The sequence below is a fragment of the Rathayibacter sp. Leaf296 genome (genome assembly GCF_001423045.1).
GTDB classification, from domain to species: Bacteria; Actinomycetota; Actinomycetes; order Actinomycetales; family Microbacteriaceae; genus Rathayibacter; species Rathayibacter caricis.
The window spans coordinates 1222661-1241021 of sequence record NZ_LMNR01000001.1 but is presented as its reverse complement, the minus strand read 5'-3'; the positions used below and the strand labels follow the sequence as shown (position 1 = coordinate 1241021).

The following is an 18361-nucleotide window of genomic DNA, read 5'->3' as shown; positions in this document are numbered from 1 at the left end:
CCGAGCTTGGCCGGCACCGGACCGACAGGACGCGCCGAGTGCCGGGGTCGGTCGCGGATCGTCCTGGGGAGGAGCCTCAGGACCCCATGCCGGTCTGGGTCGCGAGGAGCCGGACGTCCGTCGCGATCGTCTGCCACGCCGACCCGCGCTGCTGGCGCAGCTCCCCGCCCTCGGCGAGGATCCGGATCTGCGTGGTCGCGTTGCCGGCCGCGATCTGCGTCGCCCCGCTCGTCGTCCCGAGGGGTGTCGCTCCTCCGCCGAGCTGGTGGAGGGTGACGACGTCCTCGCCCGTCGAGCCGCGGACGACCGAGACCACGTCGAGCTCGTCGGTCCAGCCCGCCGTCACCGCGGTGCCGAGGGTCGAGGCGAGGACGACGGGCTCGCCGACGGCCACCGGATCGCCGCCGCCGGACCGCGAGATCCCGGCCACGAGGACGGACGCCTGCTCCCCGTCCTGCACCAGGGCGAGCATCCGGGTGCCGTCCCGCGAGACCGAGAGCGAGGCGATCGTCTCGATCTCGGACCACGCCGTCGCGATCTGGAACGACTCCGTGCCGTCGGGCGAGTACGCGACGAGCTGGTTCGGCGCCGCCGACGGCACCGACCAGACGTAGCCGAAGGGATCGATGGCCGGCGCGGTCAGCCCGGCGCGGGCGTCCAGGAGGACGTCGGCCTGATCCGGGGCGACGAGCGAGACCCCTGCGGCCGAGAGCACCGCGGCGGCGGCCTCGGAGTCGGCGCCCCGCTGCTCGCCGAGGGCGACGGCTCGCGGCGAGAGCGCGCGCACCCGGTCCGACACCGCCGTCTCGGCCAGGCTGGCAGAGCCGAGGAAGCCGAACGCCTCGTCCGTGAGGACCAGCGGGCGGGTGTCGACGCGAGGGCTGATCGGCAGTCCGCTCACCTCGACCGGCACCTCGATCGGGTTCTGCTCGACGGACAGGGTCACACCGGTCACGTTCGAGACCGAGGCGAGGCTGCGGCTGAGCTGGAGGCGCATGAGGCGCCACTGGCGCTCGTCGGCCTCGAGGGCGGCGGAGTTCAGATCGACCACGGCCTGCTGCGACTCGACCGGGACGGTCTCGGCGGCGAGCGCCGTGCCGGTCGGGAACGCCGAGGCGACGGCTCCGGAGTCGCTCAGCCAGGGCGTGGGACCGCGCAGGAGCTCGGTGACGATCGTGGTGCTCGTCGAGCTGTCGGCGCGCGACGCGAACCACCGGAGGTCCGGCACGAGGTACGTGTAGGACGGATCGAAGTAGTACAGCGCATGGGTCGAGAAGACCTGCTCGAAGGTGGTGCGGTCGATGACGACGCCGCTGGGCGGCGCGCTGATGCGCCACTCCCCGTCCTCCTGGACGAACCCGTAGTCGAGGCTCAGCGCCGTCGTCGACGAGACCTCGGTGTAGACGCCCGTCGCATCGACCTCGGCGACCGGCGTGATCGACAGCGTCAGCGTCGACACCGACTGCTGCGCGGGCGAGCGCTGGCCCTCGTCCACCGTGACGTGCTCGCTCGGGGTCCAGTCGGCCCCCGAGGAGAGGAACTCCCGGGCGATCTTGTAGTTGCTCTGCGGGCTCGACGCGGCGTCGATGAAGCCGGTGAGGATCTCCCGCTGCGAGGCGCCCATCGCCGGCCCCGAGGGCAGGAAGTCGTACTGGAGGTCCTGCGGCGCGGCGTCCGGTCGCCCGACGCCCACGTCGCCGTCGCGCGGGATGCCCGCGCAGCCGACGAGCGCGAGCAGCAGTGCCGCGGCCCCGGCGAGCGTCCGGAGGCTCCGCCGGCTCACGGCACGGCCTCGGGCAGCGGGGGCATCACGATCGGACCGGTGAAGGCCTGCTCCCCCGCGTCCACGGGCGGGAGGGGCAGCGGCGAGGAATCGATCCGCTCGCCGCGCCGGCGCGGAATGGTCAGGCGGAAGCACGCTCCGCGGTCGGGCATGGACCAGACCTGCAGCCAGCCGTGGTGCAGGGCTGTGTCCTCCTGGGCGATGGACATGCCCAGCCCCGTCCCTCCCAGCGTGCGCTTGCGGGAGGGGTCCGCGCGCCAGAACCGGTCGAAGACCCGCACGACCTCCTCCGAGCTCATCCCGTGACCGTAGTCGCGGACCGCCAGGGCGACCGCCGTGGCGTTGCTGTCGACGGTGACGACGATCTCGCGGCCGTCGCCGTGCTCGATCGCGTTGCCGAGGAGGTTGCGGACGATGCGGCGGATGCGGCGCGCGTCCATGTCGGCGTCGAAGTAGCCGCCGGGCGCGGACAGGGTCAGCACGGAGCCGTTCGCCTCGGCGATCCCGCGCATGCCGTCGATCTCCTCGCTCGCCAGGCGCACCAGGTTCACCGGCTCGAGCTCGAGCTCGGCGGATCCGGCGTCGTGCCGCGAGATCTCGAGGAGGTCGGCGAGCAGGCTCTCGAAGCGGGCGATCTGGCCGTGCAGCAGCTCGACCGTGCGCTCGGCGACCGGAGGGAAGCCCTCGCGCTGGTCGTAGAGGACGTCGCCGGCGAGCTTCATCGTCGTGAGCGGCGTGCGCAGCTCGTGGGAGACGTCCGAGACGAACCGCTGCTGGACGCGGCTCAGCGTCGCGAGCTCGCTGATCTGCTCCTGCAGGCTGTCGGCCATGCCGTTGAAGGAGCGGGCGAGCGTCGCGATCACGTCCTCGCCCTTCTCCGGGATGCGCACGTCCCTGTCGCCGGCGGCGAGCCGCTGGCTCGTCAGCGCAGCGACGCGCACGGGAGCGACCACGAGGCGGACGACGACGTAGCTCACGGCCCCGATCAGGAGGATCAGGAGGAGGCCGGCGATGTTCAGCACCTGCTGCACGAACTGCAGGGTGCGCTCGGCGTCGGCGAGCGAGTAGCCGATGTAGAGCTCGTACCGCCCCGCGGAGCTGGGCAGCTCGAGGGTCGAGCCGACCAGGATCCCCGGCTGCTCCTGGCCGTCCGCGTCGAGCGTCACGGACTGCCAGTACTGCCCCTCGGAGCCCGCCTGCACCCGCTCGCGGAGGTCGGGGCTGATGACACCGTCCTGCAGCTGCCGGTTGTAGATGTCCTGAGGAGCGAGCGAGGACGGCTCCTGATCGGGAGAGCGCACGATCGCGAAGAGCGCGGACGAGGAGGCGTCCCGGATGGCGGTGCGGACCGAGTTCATGACCTCCTCCATGTCCTGGCGCGAGGACACGGTCGAGGCGTCCAGGTAGCCCTGCGCGGCGCGGGTGGCGCGGGAGGTGTCCCCCGTGACCTGCGTCAGCCGCGACTGGAAGAGGTTGTCGCTGATGCTGTACGACAGGTACGCGCCGGTCGAGCCGATCGCCACTCCGCTGAGCAGCACCGTGATCGCCACCGCGCGGAACTGCAGCGAGCGCCTCCAGGCGCGCAGCACGCGGCGGGGCCACCGGCGGACGCCGGAGACCGGGAAGCGGCGCGCGAGGGACACGGTCAGGCCGGCAGGACGGCGCCGGCGCGGTAGCCGACGCCGCGCACGGTCATCACGATCCGGGGGTCGTCCGGATCCTTCTCGACCTTCGCGCGCAGGCGCTGCACGTGCACGTTCACGAGGCGGGTGTCGGCCTTGTAGTGGTACCCCCACACCTGCTCGAGCAGCATCTCGCGGGTGAAGACCTGCTGGGGCTTGGAGGCCAGCGCGAGCAGGAGGTCGAACTCGAGCGGGGTCAGGCCGATGCGGGTGTCGCCGCGGCGCACCTCGTGACCGGCGACGTCCAGGCTCAGGTCCCCCACCTGGAGCACCGCGTTCGCCGCGACCTGCGCGGGCCGAAGACGGGTCTTGATCCGCGCGACGAGCTCCTTCGGGTCGAAGGGCTTCACCATGTAGTCGTCCGCCCCGGACTCGAGGCCCTGCACCACGTCCGAGGTGTCGGACTTGGCGGTGAGCATGATGATCGGCACGCCGGACTCGGCGCGGACCGCCCGGCAGACCTCGATGCCGTCCATGCCCGGGAGCATCAGGTCGAGCAGGAGGAGGTCGGGACGGGACCGGCGGAACGCCTCCAGGGCGCCGGAGCCGTCGGCGCAGAAGGAGACGTCGTAGTCCTCCGCCCGCAGCACGATGCCGATCATCTCGGCCAGGGCCGCATCGTCGTCGACCACCAGAATGCGCGCGCTCATCAGCCTGTCTTCCTCGTCCTCTTCTCGCGCTCACCCCCCTGGGCACCCGCGGATGTGCTCCAGGCTAACCGAGTCCGCCCGGGCTTCGGCCGGACGCTGGGCGGGAGCCGTCGACAGGCCTGTGACAGCATGGGAGGGATGACCGACGCAGCTCACTGGCCACCGCCCGCGGAGCCCTCCGACCCGGCCTCCGTGCAGGACGCTCCGGGCCCGCCGGCGGGCGCGCCGATCCCTCCCGCTCCGGTCGCGCCGGCGGCGTGGACGCCGTCGAGTCCCTGGCAGCCGACGGGTGCTCCGGCGGGCTGGACCCCGCCGCCGCGACCCGGGCTCGTCCCCCTGCGCCCGCTCGGCTTCGGCACCCTCCTCGGCGCCCCCTTCCAGGTGCTGCGCCGCAGCCCGCGCACCACTCTCGGCGTCGCCCTCCTCCTCCAGGGCGTCGGCTCCGTGCTGGCCCTGGTGATCTACGGAGTCGTCGCCCTCCTCGCCATCGGACGGATCGACCAGGCGGACGTCGCCGATCGGGACGCCGTCGGCGCCGGGGCCGTCGCGATCGTGATCCTGGCCGCGCTCATCCCGCTCGGCGTCTCGCTCGCCACGGGAGCCCTCGTCCAGGGGGTCGTGGTGCTCGAGGTGTCGCGCGCCGTGCTGGGCGAGCGTCCCACCCTGAAGCAGCTGCTGGGGCGCCTCCGGGGCCGCTTCTGGGCGCTGGTCGGCTGGACGGTCCTCCAGGGCGTCGGGCTGATGCTGCTCGTCCTGGTCGCGGTCGCCGTGGCGGTGCCCCTGTTCGTCGTCGGCGCCCAGGACGCGGGGGCCGGCGCGATCGTCGGCGGGGTCCTCGTGCTGCTCTTCGCCGGGGCGGCGGCGACCGCTCTCGGCGTCTGGCTCGGCACGAAGCTCGCCCTCGTGCCCAGCCTCATCGTCGTCGAGCGCCTCCCGCTGCGTCGGGCGGTCGCGCGGTCGTGGCGGCTCGTGACCGGCGGATTCTGGCGGACGCTCGGCGCACTGGCGCTGATGCTCCTCATCGTGCAGGTCGCGGGCCAGGTCGTCGCCACTCCGCTCAGCCTGCTGGTGCCGATCGGCGGCGCACTGATCGCCCCGACCGATCCGAACGCGCAGATCGCCGCGTCCCTGGTCGTCACGCTGCTCTCCCTCGCCGTGGGACTGGTGATCGGAGCGGTCGGCACGGTGCTGCAGGCCGCGGTCACCGGGCTCGCGTACCTCGACCGCCGGATGCGACGGGAAGGCTTCGACCTCGTGCTGATGCGGCACGTCGAGGACCGCGCCGCCGGGCTCCCCAGCCCGGACCCCTTCCCGTCCCCGGAGCGGGCGCCGAGGTGATCCGCGCCGTCCTGGCCGCGGCTCCGCTCGACCCCGACGCCCGCGAGGCCCGCCGCCTCCTGCTCGAGGAGCTGGCCGATCCGCGCTACCGTGCGGCGGAGCCGAGCTGGTTCGACCGCGCCGTCCAGGCGATCCGCGACTGGTTCACGTCGCTCAGCGTCCCGACCGACGGGCCGGCCGTTCCGATCGCGGCGGTGATCGGCGTGCTCGTGATCCTGGCGCTCGTGGTCACCGCCCTGCTGATCGCCGGGCGACCGAGCCTGCGGCGCCGCAGCTCCGTGCGCGGCTCGGTCCTCGCGGAGGACGACGGCCGCTCGGCCGACGAGCTCCGCGCGCTGGCCGAGGCGGCGGCCGCCCGCGGCGACTGGGACGAGGCGGTGATCGAGCGCTTCCGGGCCCTCGTCCGCGCCCTCGACGAGCGGACGCTCGTGCGCGCCTCGCCGGGCACGACGGCGCACAGCTTCGCCCGACGCGCCCAGTCCGTGTTCCCCGCGTCCGCGGGGCCCCTGCGGCGCGCCGCGGACGACTTCGACGGCGTGCGGTACCTCGACCGTCCGGGCGGGGCAGACGACTACGCGCGCATCCGGGCGCTCGACGACTCGCTCGCCCGCGAGGCCGCTCCCCTCGACGCGCTCTCGAGCACGGCGGACCGCCGGTGAGCGCGACCGACACGGTGTCGACGCCCACCCTCGGCGCGCTGCTGCGCCGAGGACGCCTCTGGGCCGTGCTCCTCGCCCTCGTCGCCGTCGGGACGCTCCTGCTCACCGTCGCGACGGGAGCACCGTCCCTCGCGCCGGACCTCGATCCCGACAGCGCCGCTCCGGACGGTGCGCGCGCCGTGGCGCAGGTGCTCCGCGAGCAGGGCGTGGACGTGGTCCGGGCAGACATGCTCGAGGACGCGATCGCCGCGGCCGGCCCGGGAACGATCGTTCTCGTCGACGACTCCGACGCCGTCCTCGACACCGACCAGTACACGGACCTCGAGGACGCCTCCGCCGCGATCGTCCTGGTGCAGCCGACCGGCGACGCCCTCGAGGCGCTCCTGCCCGGCGCCGCCTTCGCAGGGGCGCCCCTCGACGGCGGCGACCTCGACGCGGACTGCAGCCTGCCCGCCGCCGTGCGCGCCGAGAGCATCCCCTCGGGCGGCCAGACCTACCGCCTCCTCGACGGCGGAGCGATCGGCTGCTTCCCCTCCGGCGACGACGCGTACGCCCTGGTCTCGGGCACGAGCCCCGGAGGAGCGGACGTCACGGTCGTCGGCGACGCGGCCCTCCTCCGCAACAGCACCGTCGACGAGGGCGGCCGGGCCTCTCTCGCCCTGAACCTCCTCGGGGCCCGCGACCGGCTCGTCTGGTACCGCGCGAGCCTCGACGACCTCCGCGGAGAAGCGGCCGTCGATCCCGCCGATCTCGCCCCGGGGTGGGTCACGCCCGCGATCCTCCTGCTCCTCGGCGTGGGCGTCGCCGCGGCGGTGTGGCGCGGTCGGCGCTTCGGCCCCCTCGCCGTCGAGCCGCTGCCCGTCGTCGTGCACGCCAGCGAGACCGCTCGCGGGCGCGCGCGCCTGTACGCCCGCGGAGGGACGCGGCTGCGTGCCCTCGACGCGCTCCGCATCGGCACGCTGCGGCGGCTCGCCTCGATGCTCGGCCTGTCCGCCTCCGCCGGGGTCGACGAGATCGTGACGGGAGCCGCCGACCTGCTCGGCCTGGACCCGGTCGCCCTGCGCCGCCTGCTCGTCGACGACGCGCCCGCGGACGACCGCGCGCTCGTCAGCGCCTCCGACGACCTCCTCCGTCTCGAGAGCGCCGTGCGCGCCGCCCTCGCTCCGACTCCGCACCCCGCCCGACGACAGGAAGGCCCTCTCCGATGACCGACTCCACCCTCCCGCCGATCGCCGACGACGCGCTGCGCGGCGAGCTCGACCGCGTCCGCACCGAGGTCGGCCGCGCCGTCGTCGGTCAGGACGGCGCGGTCTCGGGCCTGCTCATCGCCCTGCTCGCGGGCGGCCACGTGTTGCTCGAAGGCGTCCCCGGAGTCGCGAAGACGCTGCTCGTGCGCGCCCTGTCGCTGTCGCTCGGGCTCGACACGCGGCGCGTGCAGTTCACCCCCGACCTCATGCCCGGTGACATCACCGGCTCGCTGGTCTACGACGCCTCGACCTCCGGATTCGCGTTCCGCGAGGGCCCGGTCTTCACGAACCTCCTGCTCGCCGACGAGATCAACCGCACGCCTCCGAAGACCCAGGCCGCACTGCTCGAGGCGATGGAGGAGCGCCAGGTCAGCGTCGACGGGCGGACCCTCGCGCTGCCCGACCCGTTCCTCGTCGCCGCCACCCAGAACCCGGTCGAGTACGAGGGCACCTACGCGCTGCCCGAGGCGCAGCTCGACCGCTTCCTGCTCAAGCTCGTCCTCGAGATCCCGCCGCGCGAGGTGGAGGTCGAGGTCCTCTCCCGCCATGCTGTCGGGTTCGACCCGCGCGACCTGGCCGCGGCCGGCGTGCACCCGGTGCTCGACGCGGGCCGCCTGCGCGCCGCTCAGGAGTCGGTCCGTCGCGTCGGGGCGGGCCCCGATGTGCTGGGCTACATCGTCGACATCGCCCGCGCCACGCGGGAGAGCCCGAGCGTGAAGCTCGGCGTGAGCCCGCGCGGCTCGACCGCTCTCCTGGCGGCCTCGCGCGCCTGGGCCTGGCTGAACGGCTACGGATCCATCACCCCGGACCACGTGCAGGCGATGGTCCTGCCGGTCCTGCGCCACCGGATCCAGCTGCAGCCGGAGGCCGAGCTCGAGGGCGTGCGCACCGAGGCCGTCCTCGGCGGCATCCTGCAGCAGGTCCGGGTCCCGGTCTGACCCGTGCACCTCACCGGACGCTCCGTCCTCGTCCTCCTCGTCGGCCTCGTGCCCGTCGTCCTGCTCGGCGGGAGCGCGCAGGCCGCCACCGCCGTGCTCGCGCTCTGGCTGCTCGCCTGGTGCGTCCTGGTCGGCATCGACCTCCTCGTCGCGGGGTCGCCGCGGGCGATCGTCCTGGAGCGGAGCGTCCCGGACCGGGTCCGCCTCGGTGAGCGCGTCGAAGCGGAGCTGCTGATCACGAACACCGGCCGTCGACGCATCAGGGGCGTCGTCCGCGACGCCTGGGAGCCGTCCGCGGGGGCGCTGCGCACCCGCACCGCCCTCCGGCTGCCCCCGGGCGAGCGCCGCGCGGTCACGACGGTGCTCGAGCCCCGCAGGCGCGGCGAGCGCCGGGCGCTGCACGTCACCGTCCGCTCGAACGGGGTCCTGGGCCTCGCCGGGCGGCAGGCGACGCGCTCCGCCCCCGCGACGGTACGGGTGCTCCCCCCGTTCCGGTCGCGCCGGCACCTCCCCTCGCGCCTCGCCCGGCTGCGCGAGCTCGAGGGCCGCACGAGCGTGATGATCCGCGGGCAGGGCACCGAGTTCGACAGCCTCCGCGAGTACGTCCGCGGCGACGACGTCCGCTCCCTCGACTGGAGGGCCACGGCCCGCCGCCGCGAGCCCGTCGTGCGGACCTGGCGCCCGGAGCGGGACCGCCGGGTGGTCGTCGTCCTCGACACCGGGCGCACCTCCGCGGCCCGCATCGCGGACGAGCCGCGGCTCGACACCGCGATCGAGGCGGCCCTGCTCCTGTCGGCTCTGGCGGCCGGCGCCGGCGACCGGATCGACGTGCTCGCGTTCGACCGCACCCGTCGGGCCCGGGTCCACGGCGCCACCGGCAGCGAGGTGCTCGGCCGCGTCGTCGACGCGCTGGCACCGGTGCAGCCGCACCTGATCGAGACCGACTGGTCGGCCGTGCCCGCGCAGGTGCGCGCCCTGGTCTCGCAGCGCTCGCTCGTCGTCCTCCTGACCGCGCTCGACTCGGTCGGGGCGTCCGAGGGCCTGCTCGCGGTCCTCCCCCAGCTCACGCGCACCCACACGGTCGTCGTGGCGTGCGCCGTGGATCCCGAGCTCGTCGAGATGGCGGCCGATCGGAGCGACCGCGCGGCCGTGTACACCGCCGCGGCGGCCGAGCGCTCGCTGAGCGACGCGGACCGCCTCTCCGCCGCCGTCCGTCGGCTCGGCGGCGACGTCGTGCTCGGCACTCCGGAGAAGCTGCCCCCGGCGCTCGCCGACCGCTACCTCGCGCTCAAGGCGGCCGGGCGGCTCTGAGCCCGCGTCAGGCGTCGGCGATGCTCCGGGAGCCGCCGGCCTCGCGGTCGAGGTCGCCGGTCTCGCCCGCGCGCGCCGCACGACCGCCGAGCACGATCATGTACGCGAGGAAGGCGAGCAGCGCCGCCGAGCCGATCCCGATCTTGACGAACCACGGCCACGGGGCCGGCGTCACGAAGCCCTCGATGACCCCGGCGACGAACAGCACGAAGACCAGCCCGATCGCGACGGTGAACAGGCTCCGCGCGTCCTCGGCCAGTGCCTGCCCGCGGGCGCGCGCTCCCGGCGCGATCCAGGCCCAGAAGATCCGCAGTCCCGCCGCCGCGGCGACGAACACCGCGGTCAGCTCGAGCTGACCGTGCGGGGCGATGTAGAGGAAGAAGGTGTCGCCCTCGCCGTAGTGGAACATGACGGCGACGGAGGTGCCCAGGTTCTGCGCGTTCTGCAGGATGATGTACGGCACGTAGACGCCGACGATCCCGAAGGCCACGCACTGCGCCGCGATCCACGCGTTGTTCGTCCAGACCTGGCCGGCGAAGGACGCGGCGGGGTTCTCGGAGTAGTAGTCGACGAAGTCGTTCTCGGCGAAGCGCCGCAGCTGCTCGTCGTCGCCGAGCGACGCCAGCAGTCGTGGGTCGCCGAGGATCCACACCGCGAACAGGGTCGCGATCAGCGCCGTGGCCAGCGCGACCGCGAGGGTCAGCCAGCGGAGTCGGTGCAGGGCCGCGGGGAGCGTCACGACCGCGAAGCGCGCGACCGCCGCCAGCGGGTCCTCGCCCGTCCCGGTGAGCCGACCGCGCGCCCGCGACAGCGAGACCGCGAGCCGGGCGCCCGCGGCGGTCGAGCCGGCCGTCGAGGCTATCGCGGCGAGATCGGCGGAGGCGGACTGGTACCGCTCCACGAGCTCGTCCGCCTCGTCGCCGGTCAGCCGACGCTTGCGCGAGAGCTCGTCCAGGCGGCGCCAGTGCTCCGCGCGAGCGGTCGAGAGAGCGTCGATGTCCATCTGTTTAGATGATAGCCATGGGCACCGATCGGGCGGACGACGACGACGGCCTGGTCACCGGCGAGGCGATCGCCCTCGAGGTGCCCGTCACGAGCTTCGTCCTGCGCGCGTGCGGCGCGATCATCGATCTGATCGCCGAGCTCCTGCTCGCGCTCCTGCTCTTCTACCTGGTCTCGGTCCTCGCCGGCGACGGCGGGCTCGACGCGTCGGCCACCGCGGCGGTCGGCGTCGCCGCCCTCGTGACCTCCCTCGTCCTCGTCCCCGTCGTCGTCGAGACGGCCACGCGCGGACGCTCGCTCGGCAAGCTCGCCGTCGGCGCCCGGGTCGTCCGCGACGACGGTGGTGCGATCTCGTTCCGCCACGCCCTCGTGCGCGGCCTGACCGCCGTGCTCGAGATCGTGATGACGGCGGGCGGTCTCGCCGCGGTCGTCGGGCTGCTCTCGCGCCGCTCCCGCCGCCTCGGCGACGTCCTCGCCGGCACCCACAGCCGGCTCGAGCGCGTGCCCGCGGCGGCTCCGCTGCAGGCCGAGGTCCCGGCTCCGCTCCTCGGTTGGGCGGCGACCGCCGACGTCGCCCGTCTGCCCGACGCCCTCGCGCGGCGTCTCGCCCAGTTCCTCCGGCAGCGCGGCGGCATGACCGAGCCGTCCCGCTCCCGGCTGGCCGCCTCCCTCGCCCACGAGGCGTCTGCCTTCGTGTCGCCGGTGCCCGCGGCGCCGGCCGAGGACTTCCTGCTGGCGGTCGCCGCCCTGCGCCGCGCCCGCGAGGAGCGCGCCCTGCGTCTGGCGGCCGACCGCCTCGAGCGGCTGGCTCCCGTGCTGTCGGCGGGGCCCCGGGGCTTCCCGCCGCGCACGGATCAGCCCTCGATCGACGGCTCGCGGTAGCGGATCACGCTCCAGCCGACGGGCACCGAGAGCCGCCGGTCGTGCTCCTCGCACAGGTCGTAGCCGTGCGGATCGGGTGCGGGGCTGAGCGGGCCGACCGCGACGAGGGAGTCGGCGTAGTCGTAGGTCAGCGTGACGACGGCCGGGGCGCTGCAGCCCGTCCGCGAGCACTGCCGTCCGTTCATCGCGCCCACAGTAGCAATAGGCTGGAGGCATGCCCCGTGCTCGTCGTTCCACCGCCCGTCAGGCGGCATCGGCCCGGGGCGGATCCCGCGACAGGCACGGGCGCGGCATCCGCGGCCCGGTCACCGGGCCCCACCTGCCCCTCCTGCAGACCCGCACGGACTTCTTCGAGCTGACGGTCGGCTCCGCGATCGACTACCTCCGCGGTGCGTGGCCGGACGAGCTCGCGGGCATCCGCGTCGACGTCGCGGCCACCCCCGACGTCGATCCGGCACGCCTGGCGGCCACCGGGATCGCCCGGTGGCGCGTCGACCACTCCGAGCGCCGCATCACGCTCTACCGCGTGCCGATCGAGCGCCTGGCCAAGCTGCACCGGCGCGACGACCAGCACCAGCGGCTGCTCATCGAGAGCTACGTGTTCCGCGCCGTGGCGGAGCTGCTCGGCCGTGATCCGTGGGACATCTCCCCGGACCGCTTCCGCCACCTCTAGGGCCTGCTCCCGGCACCTCCGAGCGGACTCGGCCGCTCTAGTGCGAGTACACCGTGATCGGCGACGAGAGCGGACCGGGCGGCACGATCGGGTAGGCCGCGATCCTCCCGTCGCTCGCGATCGACACCGACGCCTGCACGGGCTGATCGCTCGAGACGACGAGCTGGTCGATGCCCTGATCGACGGTGACGGAGGAGTAGGGCCCGATCTCGACCGTGCGCGAGCCCGACGCCGCGTCCAGCACGACCGAAGCGGTCGTGTCGCTCGCGTTCGCGAGGTGGAGGCGCGCGCCGGGCTCGCCGGTGCTCGCGACTCCGAACGGCGTCGAGACCGAGGTGCCGGAGGCGAACCAGGCGTAATCGGTGCCGGCCGTGCCGGTCGAGGTGGTGCGCCCCGCGGCGACGACGGGCTCGTCCGAGTTCAGGGTGATGCGGTAGGACCCCTCGGCGAGTCCGGACAGCGGCACCTCGCCGACCCGGCCCGCGGGCACCACGACCTGCGTCGATGTGCCCGCTCCACTCGGGTCCTCGTTCGCCACCTCGATCGACACGGTGCTGTCCGCCTCGCCGGGCGCGAGGATGCGCAGGACGGGGCTGCCCGCTCCCCCGCTGCCGTCGTCGCTCGACGTCTCGGCGGGAGGCGAGGCGATGCGGTAGCCCGAGATGACGGTCAGCGTCGACGGCGACGCGGAGGGCGCCGTCGTCTCGATGCCGACAGGGGTCAGTCCCGAGATGGCGGTGCTCTGCAGGCTGGCCGCGATCTCCCCGCCGCGCGCGGTCATCCGCACCACGGGCTGCACGACGTCGGGAGCGAGACCGGCCAGGGGCAGGGCGCGGACCGTTCCGGCCGGAACGACGATCCCGGACGCGCCCGTGGCCTCGAGGGGGCCGTTCTCGCCGTAGAGCGCCAGATCGACGGTGGCCGCGACCTCGCTCGCGTTCGCGAGCACGAGCACCGAGGTGGAGCCGATGTCGGTCGATCCGCCGACGATCCAGCTGTCAGCCGAGGGCTCTGCGCAGCCGAGCGCGCTCAGGCCCGACACCGTCTCGTTCGCGATCGACTGGGTGGTCGCTCCGCCGGGAACCGGATCGGACTCCGCGGGGACGAGGAGACCCGTGACTCCGCTGCCGGGCGCCGCCAGATCGGGCTCGTCGAGGGCCGTCGAGCTCTGGACGACGTCGTCGGGCCACACCGAGGTGCCGGAGCCCTCGAACGCTCGGAGCTCCTCCGGCTGCGTCGCGTCGAGCAGATCGCCGCCGCAGACGAGGGTGCTGTCGGCGGCCACGGGTGTCACGACCACGCCGTCCGCGGCTCGCGTCGCGTCGGGCAGCGGGAGCAGCTGGGGCAGGACGACCGCGGTCGCGGCGAGGACGACTCCGGCGACGCCGGCCGCGGTGCGCAGGGCGCTGCGGCGGCGGCGGGCGGCGGAGGCGCGGCGATCGCGGGGCGGTGCCGGCGCCGCCGTCGCGACGGAGCCGGTGGTCGCGGCTCCGGGCCGGCGGTTCGAACCCGCGCGGGCGCTCCGACGGTCGGCGCGGGAGGAGCGGCCCGAGGGCGGGGTGGCGGGCATGCTCGTCTCCTGGTCGCGGGGGTCAGACATCGTCGGTCCCGTCGTCGAACTGGCCGGTGGCCTCGCCCGGTTCGTCGTCGATCCCGGCCACCGGCGCGCCGGAACGGCCGCGCTCGAGCGAGAGCCCGGTGGGGACCGCCAGGAGGAGCGCGACGAGGAGGATCAGCAGGAGGCCGGCGGTGTAGGCGATGCCGAACGGACCGACGACGTCCTGCGGGGCGGCCTGGGCGCGGCCTCCCTCGGGATCGACGGCGCTCCAGAGCAGGCCGTAGCGGGTGTCGCCGACGGCTGAGAACGCGGCGTTGCCGTCGAGCGAGACCGCGGCGCGGGCACGGACGGCCGAGGCCGCGTCGCCCGCGTCCTCGCTGCTCGCCTCCGTGAGGACCACGAACCGGACACCGAGCTCGTCGAGCGCCGACGCCACGTCGTAGCCGGTGCGCGACACGAGGTTGCCCGCGAGCTCGTCGATCTCGTCGGTGCTCTCGGCCCCCGTCGCGGCGAGCGTCGACTGCAGGTCGAGCGTCGCTCCGGCGCCGCGCTCGAGACGGGCGAGGATCCCGCCGTCGGCCTGCGGCACCAGCACCACGGTGCCCACCCGCGGGTCGTTCTGCGCCTCGGCGGCCACGTAGGCCGGCAGCGAGCGATCGGAGGTGCTCGCGATGGACGAGGTCCCCTGAGGGAAGGCGAGGGCGAACGGGCCGACCGCGAGTGCGGCGGCGACCGTGACCACGAGCGCGGGCGCCAGGCGGAAGGACGGCAGGGCGCCGAGCGAGAGCGAGAAGCCGATGACCAGACCGAGCCAGTACAGGCTGAGGGGCGATCCGCTCCACACGGCCACCGGCTCGGAGCCCGCCGTCGCGACCTGGATCCCCTGCGCGAGGGAGGCGGTCAGCAGTCCGGCGGAGGCGACGCCCACCCCGCCCAGGGCGGACAGGTTGTTCGGCAGGAGCAGGGAGGCGAGCGCCGCCACGATCAACGGCAGCACCAGCACGGCCGTCGCCAGCGGCGCGGCGGCCTCGGTGATCCCGATGTGCGACAGGAGGTCGATCCAGCCGGCGGTCAGCGCCGACGGCACGCCCGCGAGCAGGGAGAACAGGGCGGCGCGTGCCGACGGGAGCGGGACTCCGGGGTCGGCGAGGATCGCGAGCCAGTCCCCGCGGGGTGCGTGGGCAACGACGAGCGGGAACAGCAGGGCGGCCGCCGGGATCGGCAGACCGGCGAAGCGCCCGACGCGCCGACCGGAGGTCGCGAGGATCACGATCCAGATCGCCAGGAGCGGCAGGGACAGGATCGGCGCGCACGCCACCACCGCCGCGGCCAGGAGCGACGCGGTGGCGGACGCCGACCACGAGCGGTAGGCGCCGAAGCCCGCGAAGAAGAGCCAGGGCAGCAGCACGTGCACGAGGATCGGGCCGGGGCGCCCGTCGGACTGCGCAGCGGCGAACGCGGGAGCGAGGATCCAGACGAGTGCGCCGAACGCCCGCGCGAGGGGCCGCGGGGTGATCCGGGCGATCATCAGCCAGGCGCCCATCGCAGCCAGCGGGAACGCCGTCAGGTACAGCAGCACCATCGCGTAGCTGGGCGACCAGAAGGTCAGCGAGCCGAGGACGGCGAGGACGCCGGCGAAGGGGTCCGCCGCTCCGATGAAGCCCGAGCCGAGGTCGCGCCAGCCGTACGCCGCGTTGCGCCACAGCTCGCCGACCGTCGGCGACAGGGTCAGCAGACCGCCGCCGCTGAGGGCCGGAGCCGCGATCAGCGGGGTGTAGACGATCAGGCCCGCGAGCGCCGCGACGAGGACGACCCACACTCCTCCGCTCTGGAAGAAGTGCAGCGGGTGGCGGTCGCGACCGGCCTGCACCCGCACGGCGTCGTGCCGCACGGAGCGCAGCTGCCGCACGGTGTCGAGCGGGATGCGGAGCGGCGCGATCGACTTCCAGCCGACGTTCTTCGAGGAGCGGAGGATCCTGCGGGCGCGGAGCACCTTGGTGCCGCCGAACGCCACGACGACGGCCGCGAGCAGCTCGCCCCCGACGAGCCCCGGCTGCTTGCGCAGCAGCCGGACGACCGCCCGGCCGACGGCGAGCGGCACGAGGGAGAGCCAGTGGAGGACCAGGAGCGCCACGGGCGCGTAGGCCAGGCGGCGGTGCAGCTGGGCGGTGCGGTGCTGGCGCGCCCGGCGGCGCTCGCCTCCGTCGATCCGGCGGCCGTCGGGGCGCTGCAGGCCGATGCGGGCGGTGGTGACCCGCGCGTCCGGCACCCGGCTGACGCGGTGCCCGGCGAGGCGGGTGCGGATCGAGAAGTCGAGGGCGTCGTCGACGACCGGGAGCCCCGGATCGAAGCCGCCGAGCTCCTCCCAGAGGCTGTGGCGCACGAGCATGCCGCCCGCGGCGACCGAGAGCACGTCGGGGTTGGCGTCGTGCTGGCCCTGGTCGAGCTCGTCCTCGACGAGGTGGACCGTGGTGCCGTAGTTGGTGATCGACTCGCCGTAGCTGCGGATGTAGCCCGATCGCGTCCAGTCCATGACCTTCGGGCCCGCGACCGCCACGGACGGTGCGACCTCGACCGCGCCGAGGAGGGCGGCCAGCGCGCCGGGCTCGGGTGCCGAGTCCTGCGCGAGGAGCCAGAGCCACTCGTCCTCCCCCGCCGGAGGCTGCATCACGCGGACGGCGCGAGCCACGGCCTGGCCGAAGGGGAGGTTCTCGGCGACCTGCACCAGCTGCGAGGGACCCCAGGCGGCGAGCAGCTCACCCGTGGTGTCCTTCGATCCCCCGTCCACGAAGACGGTGGCGTCGGGCTGCCGGGTCTGGGCTCGGAGCGCCGCGAGGGTGCGTTCCAGATACGCGGCGCCGTTGCGCGCGACGAGGACGGCGGTTACTCGGGGATACATCGCGGACCACCCTAGGCGATGGTGGCGGAGCACTCGCCAGCGGCTCGCCGCCCCACTGCGAGGGCGCGGATCGAGCGCGCCCGGGTAGGGACTGCCCTACGCGCGCCGGCGCAGCTTGCGGCGCTCGCGCTCGGAGAGCCCGCCCCAGATGCCGAAGCGCTCGTCGTTCTCGAGGGCGTACTCGAGGCACTGCGAGCGCACCTCGCACGAGGTGCAGATCTTCTTCGCATCACGCGTCGAGCCTCCCTTCTCGGGGAAGAACGCCTCGGGATCGGTCTGCGCGCAGAGGGAGTCCGCCTGCCACGAGAGGGCGCCGCCGGGCGCCTCGGTCTCGGAGTCCAGGCCGGGTCGGACCCCGGGCACGCCGAGACGCACCGGGTCGACGAACCAGTCCTCGGGAACCCCTGCGCGGCCGGCCGCTCCCCGGAGCTCCCCGGAGGCGTACCGACCGCCGCGGTCGGAGAGGGTGCCGCCGGGTTCCGAGACTCCGCGTCCTGAGACGCTGTCGGGAATTGCCATGCCGTCTCCTACCCCGCCGGTTCCGATGATCGGCGACCCGCTCCTCCCGGAGGCGCCGCCCACGTAATTACACCGGTGTCATTCCCGCAGGTCAAGTCGCAGACTGTAAACCCTCAACAACCCGTGGAGGGTTCACGACACTCCGGCGTGTCGCAAGCGTGACGCCGGAGTGCCGTTCCTCAGGCGGTGGCGGCGCTCCGGGCTCGCCAGGCGCTGTCGACCATGTCGGAGAGGGAGTGGCGCATCCCCCAGCCGAGGTCGCGGCCAGCCCGCTCGCCCGAGGCGACGATGCGCGGCGGGTCGCCCGGGCGGCGCGGGGCGGTCTCGGGCTCGAAGTCGATGCCGGTCGTCTCGGCGATGGCGCGCATGATCTCGCCGACCGACGCGCCGTCGCCGCTGCCGAGGTTGTAGACCGGCTCGATCGGCTCGCCGGCCGCCAGCCGGCGTGCCGCGGCGACGTGGGCGAGGGCGAGATCCGCGACGTGGATGTAGTCGCGCACGCAGGTGCCGTCGGGCGTGGGGTAGTCGGTGCCGTAGATCTTCGGCGTGCGGCCGGCCAGCAGCGCCTCGAAGACCAGGGGGAAGAGGTTGTGCGGACTCGTGTCGTACACGTCCGGGTAGCCGGAGCCGACGACGTTGAAGTAGCGCAGCGACGCGTGCCGGACGCCCCACGCGCGTCCCGCGTCGGCGAGCAGCCACTCGCCGATGAGCTTGGACTCCCCGTAGGGCGACTCCGGGCTCTTCGGGGTCTCCTCGGTGACGAGGTCGACGTCGACCGCGCCGTAGACCGCCGCGCTGGAGGAGAAGACGATCGAGGAGACGCCCGCGCGCTCCATCGCCGCGAGCACGCGGAGGGTGCCCGTGACGTTCTGCTCGTAGGTGTGCAGCGGCTTCTGCACCGAGACGCCCGCGTACTTGAAGCCGGCCACGTGCACGACGCCCTCGATCGGGTGCTCCGCGAAGACCTGGTCCAGCAGCGCCTCGTCGAGGATCGAGCCGCGGTGGAAGGGGACCCCCTCCGGCACGAACGAGTCGTGACCCGACGACAGGTCGTCCACGACGACCGGGTCGATGCCCTGCTCGGCGAACGCGCGCACGACGTGCGCCCCGATGTATCCGGCTCCCCCGGTGACCAGCCATGCCATGTGCGACTCCCTCGATCGTCGGCGGCCCTGCTCGGCGCCGTCGCTACTTTAGCGGCGACGTCGAACCGCGCCGAT

General features: G+C 74.3%; 16 protein-coding genes. 7 read left to right on the top strand and 9 right to left on the bottom strand.

The features are described from left to right. Positions 1-76 precede the first annotated feature (76 nt). The 3 genes from ASF46_RS05750 to mtrA are packed head-to-tail and all read right to left on the bottom strand — an operon-like array spanning position 77 to position 4115. Positions 77-1783 carry an LpqB family beta-propeller domain-containing protein gene (locus tag ASF46_RS05750; RefSeq protein ID WP_056866737.1) on the bottom strand — a complete coding sequence of 569 codons (1707 nt, stop codon included), beginning with the start codon at positions 1781-1783 and terminating at the stop codon, positions 77-79. Then, a complete protein-coding gene (gene mtrB / locus ASF46_RS05745; protein ID WP_056866736.1) occupies positions 1780-3426 on the bottom strand; it encodes an MtrAB system histidine kinase MtrB in 1647 nt (548 codons plus the stop codon). The genes ASF46_RS05750 and mtrB overlap by 4 nt, the downstream gene beginning before the upstream one ends. 2 nt (positions 3427-3428) lie before the next feature. Continuing rightward, entirely contained in the window at positions 3429-4115 is a 687-nt protein-coding gene (gene mtrA / locus ASF46_RS05740; protein WP_055788207.1) for an MtrAB system response regulator MtrA, read from the bottom strand. Between the two features lie 138 nt (positions 4116-4253). Here mtrA and ASF46_RS05735 point away from each other — a divergent pair, with 138 nt between their 5' ends. The 5 genes from ASF46_RS05735 to ASF46_RS05715 are packed head-to-tail and all read left to right on the top strand — an operon-like array spanning position 4254 to position 9608. After that, entirely contained in the window at positions 4254-5453 is a 1200-nt protein-coding gene (locus tag ASF46_RS05735) for a hypothetical protein (protein ID WP_082485270.1), read from the top strand. Then, on the top strand, positions 5450-6112 hold the full coding sequence (locus ASF46_RS05730; RefSeq protein WP_056866735.1) for a DUF4129 domain-containing protein: 663 nt from the start codon (positions 5450-5452) through the stop codon (positions 6110-6112). The genes ASF46_RS05735 and ASF46_RS05730 overlap by 4 nt, the downstream gene beginning before the upstream one ends. After that, positions 6109-7320: a DUF4350 domain-containing protein gene (locus ASF46_RS05725; RefSeq protein ID WP_056866734.1), complete on the top strand. Its 1212-nt coding sequence runs from the start codon at positions 6109-6111 to the stop codon at positions 7318-7320. The genes ASF46_RS05730 and ASF46_RS05725 overlap by 4 nt, the downstream gene beginning before the upstream one ends. After that, on the top strand, positions 7317-8297 hold the full coding sequence (locus tag ASF46_RS05720) for an AAA family ATPase (protein ID WP_056866733.1): 981 nt from the start codon (positions 7317-7319) through the stop codon (positions 8295-8297). The genes ASF46_RS05725 and ASF46_RS05720 overlap by 4 nt, the downstream gene beginning before the upstream one ends. 3 nt (positions 8298-8300) lie before the next feature. Further along, entirely contained in the window at positions 8301-9608 is a 1308-nt protein-coding gene (locus ASF46_RS05715; RefSeq protein WP_056866732.1) for a DUF58 domain-containing protein, read from the top strand. A 7-nt stretch (positions 9609-9615) separates the two neighbouring features. Here the strand turns inward: ASF46_RS05715 and ASF46_RS05710 are convergent, their stop codons facing one another. Further along, complete coding sequence (locus ASF46_RS05710) at positions 9616-10611, bottom strand: stage II sporulation protein M (protein WP_056866731.1); 996 nt, start codon at positions 10609-10611, stop codon at positions 9616-9618. A gap of 17 nt (positions 10612-10628) precedes the next feature. Here ASF46_RS05710 and ASF46_RS05705 point away from each other — a divergent pair, with 17 nt between their 5' ends. After that, on the top strand, positions 10629-11492 hold the full coding sequence (locus ASF46_RS05705) for an RDD family protein (protein ID WP_200919666.1): 864 nt from the start codon (positions 10629-10631) through the stop codon (positions 11490-11492). On the opposite strand, the gene ASF46_RS05700 is transcribed toward ASF46_RS05705, so the two are convergent. Beyond that, positions 11465-11677, bottom strand: a complete 213-nt coding sequence (locus tag ASF46_RS05700; RefSeq protein WP_056867465.1) for a DUF3499 family protein — start codon at positions 11675-11677, stop codon at positions 11465-11467. The genes ASF46_RS05705 and ASF46_RS05700 overlap by 28 nt on opposite strands. A gap of 29 nt (positions 11678-11706) precedes the next feature. Between ASF46_RS05700 and ASF46_RS05695 the strand changes: the two genes are divergently transcribed. After that, entirely contained in the window at positions 11707-12165 is a 459-nt protein-coding gene (locus ASF46_RS05695) for a metallopeptidase family protein (protein WP_056866729.1), read from the top strand. A 37-nt stretch (positions 12166-12202) separates the two neighbouring features. Here ASF46_RS05695 and ASF46_RS05690 read toward each other — a convergent pair whose 3' ends face one another. From ASF46_RS05690 to galE, 4 genes are all read right to left on the bottom strand, one after another. Continuing rightward, complete coding sequence (locus ASF46_RS05690; protein ID WP_056866728.1) at positions 12203-13735, bottom strand: DUF5719 family protein; 1533 nt, start codon at positions 13733-13735, stop codon at positions 12203-12205. Positions 13736-13757: 22 nt separating this feature from the next. Continuing rightward, a complete protein-coding gene (locus ASF46_RS05685; RefSeq protein ID WP_056866727.1) occupies positions 13758-16622 on the bottom strand; it encodes a glycosyltransferase family 2 protein in 2865 nt (954 codons plus the stop codon). Positions 16623-16718: 96 nt separating this feature from the next. Next, positions 16719-16997, bottom strand: a complete 279-nt coding sequence (locus tag ASF46_RS19575) for a WhiB family transcriptional regulator (protein ID WP_274703330.1) — start codon at positions 16995-16997, stop codon at positions 16719-16721. A 323-nt stretch (positions 16998-17320) separates the two neighbouring features. Continuing rightward, positions 17321-18286 (bottom strand): UDP-glucose 4-epimerase GalE, encoded by a 966-nt coding sequence (galE, locus tag ASF46_RS05675; RefSeq protein ID WP_056866726.1) that lies wholly within the window; start codon positions 18284-18286, stop codon positions 17321-17323. Between the last annotated feature and the right edge of the window lie 75 nt (positions 18287-18361).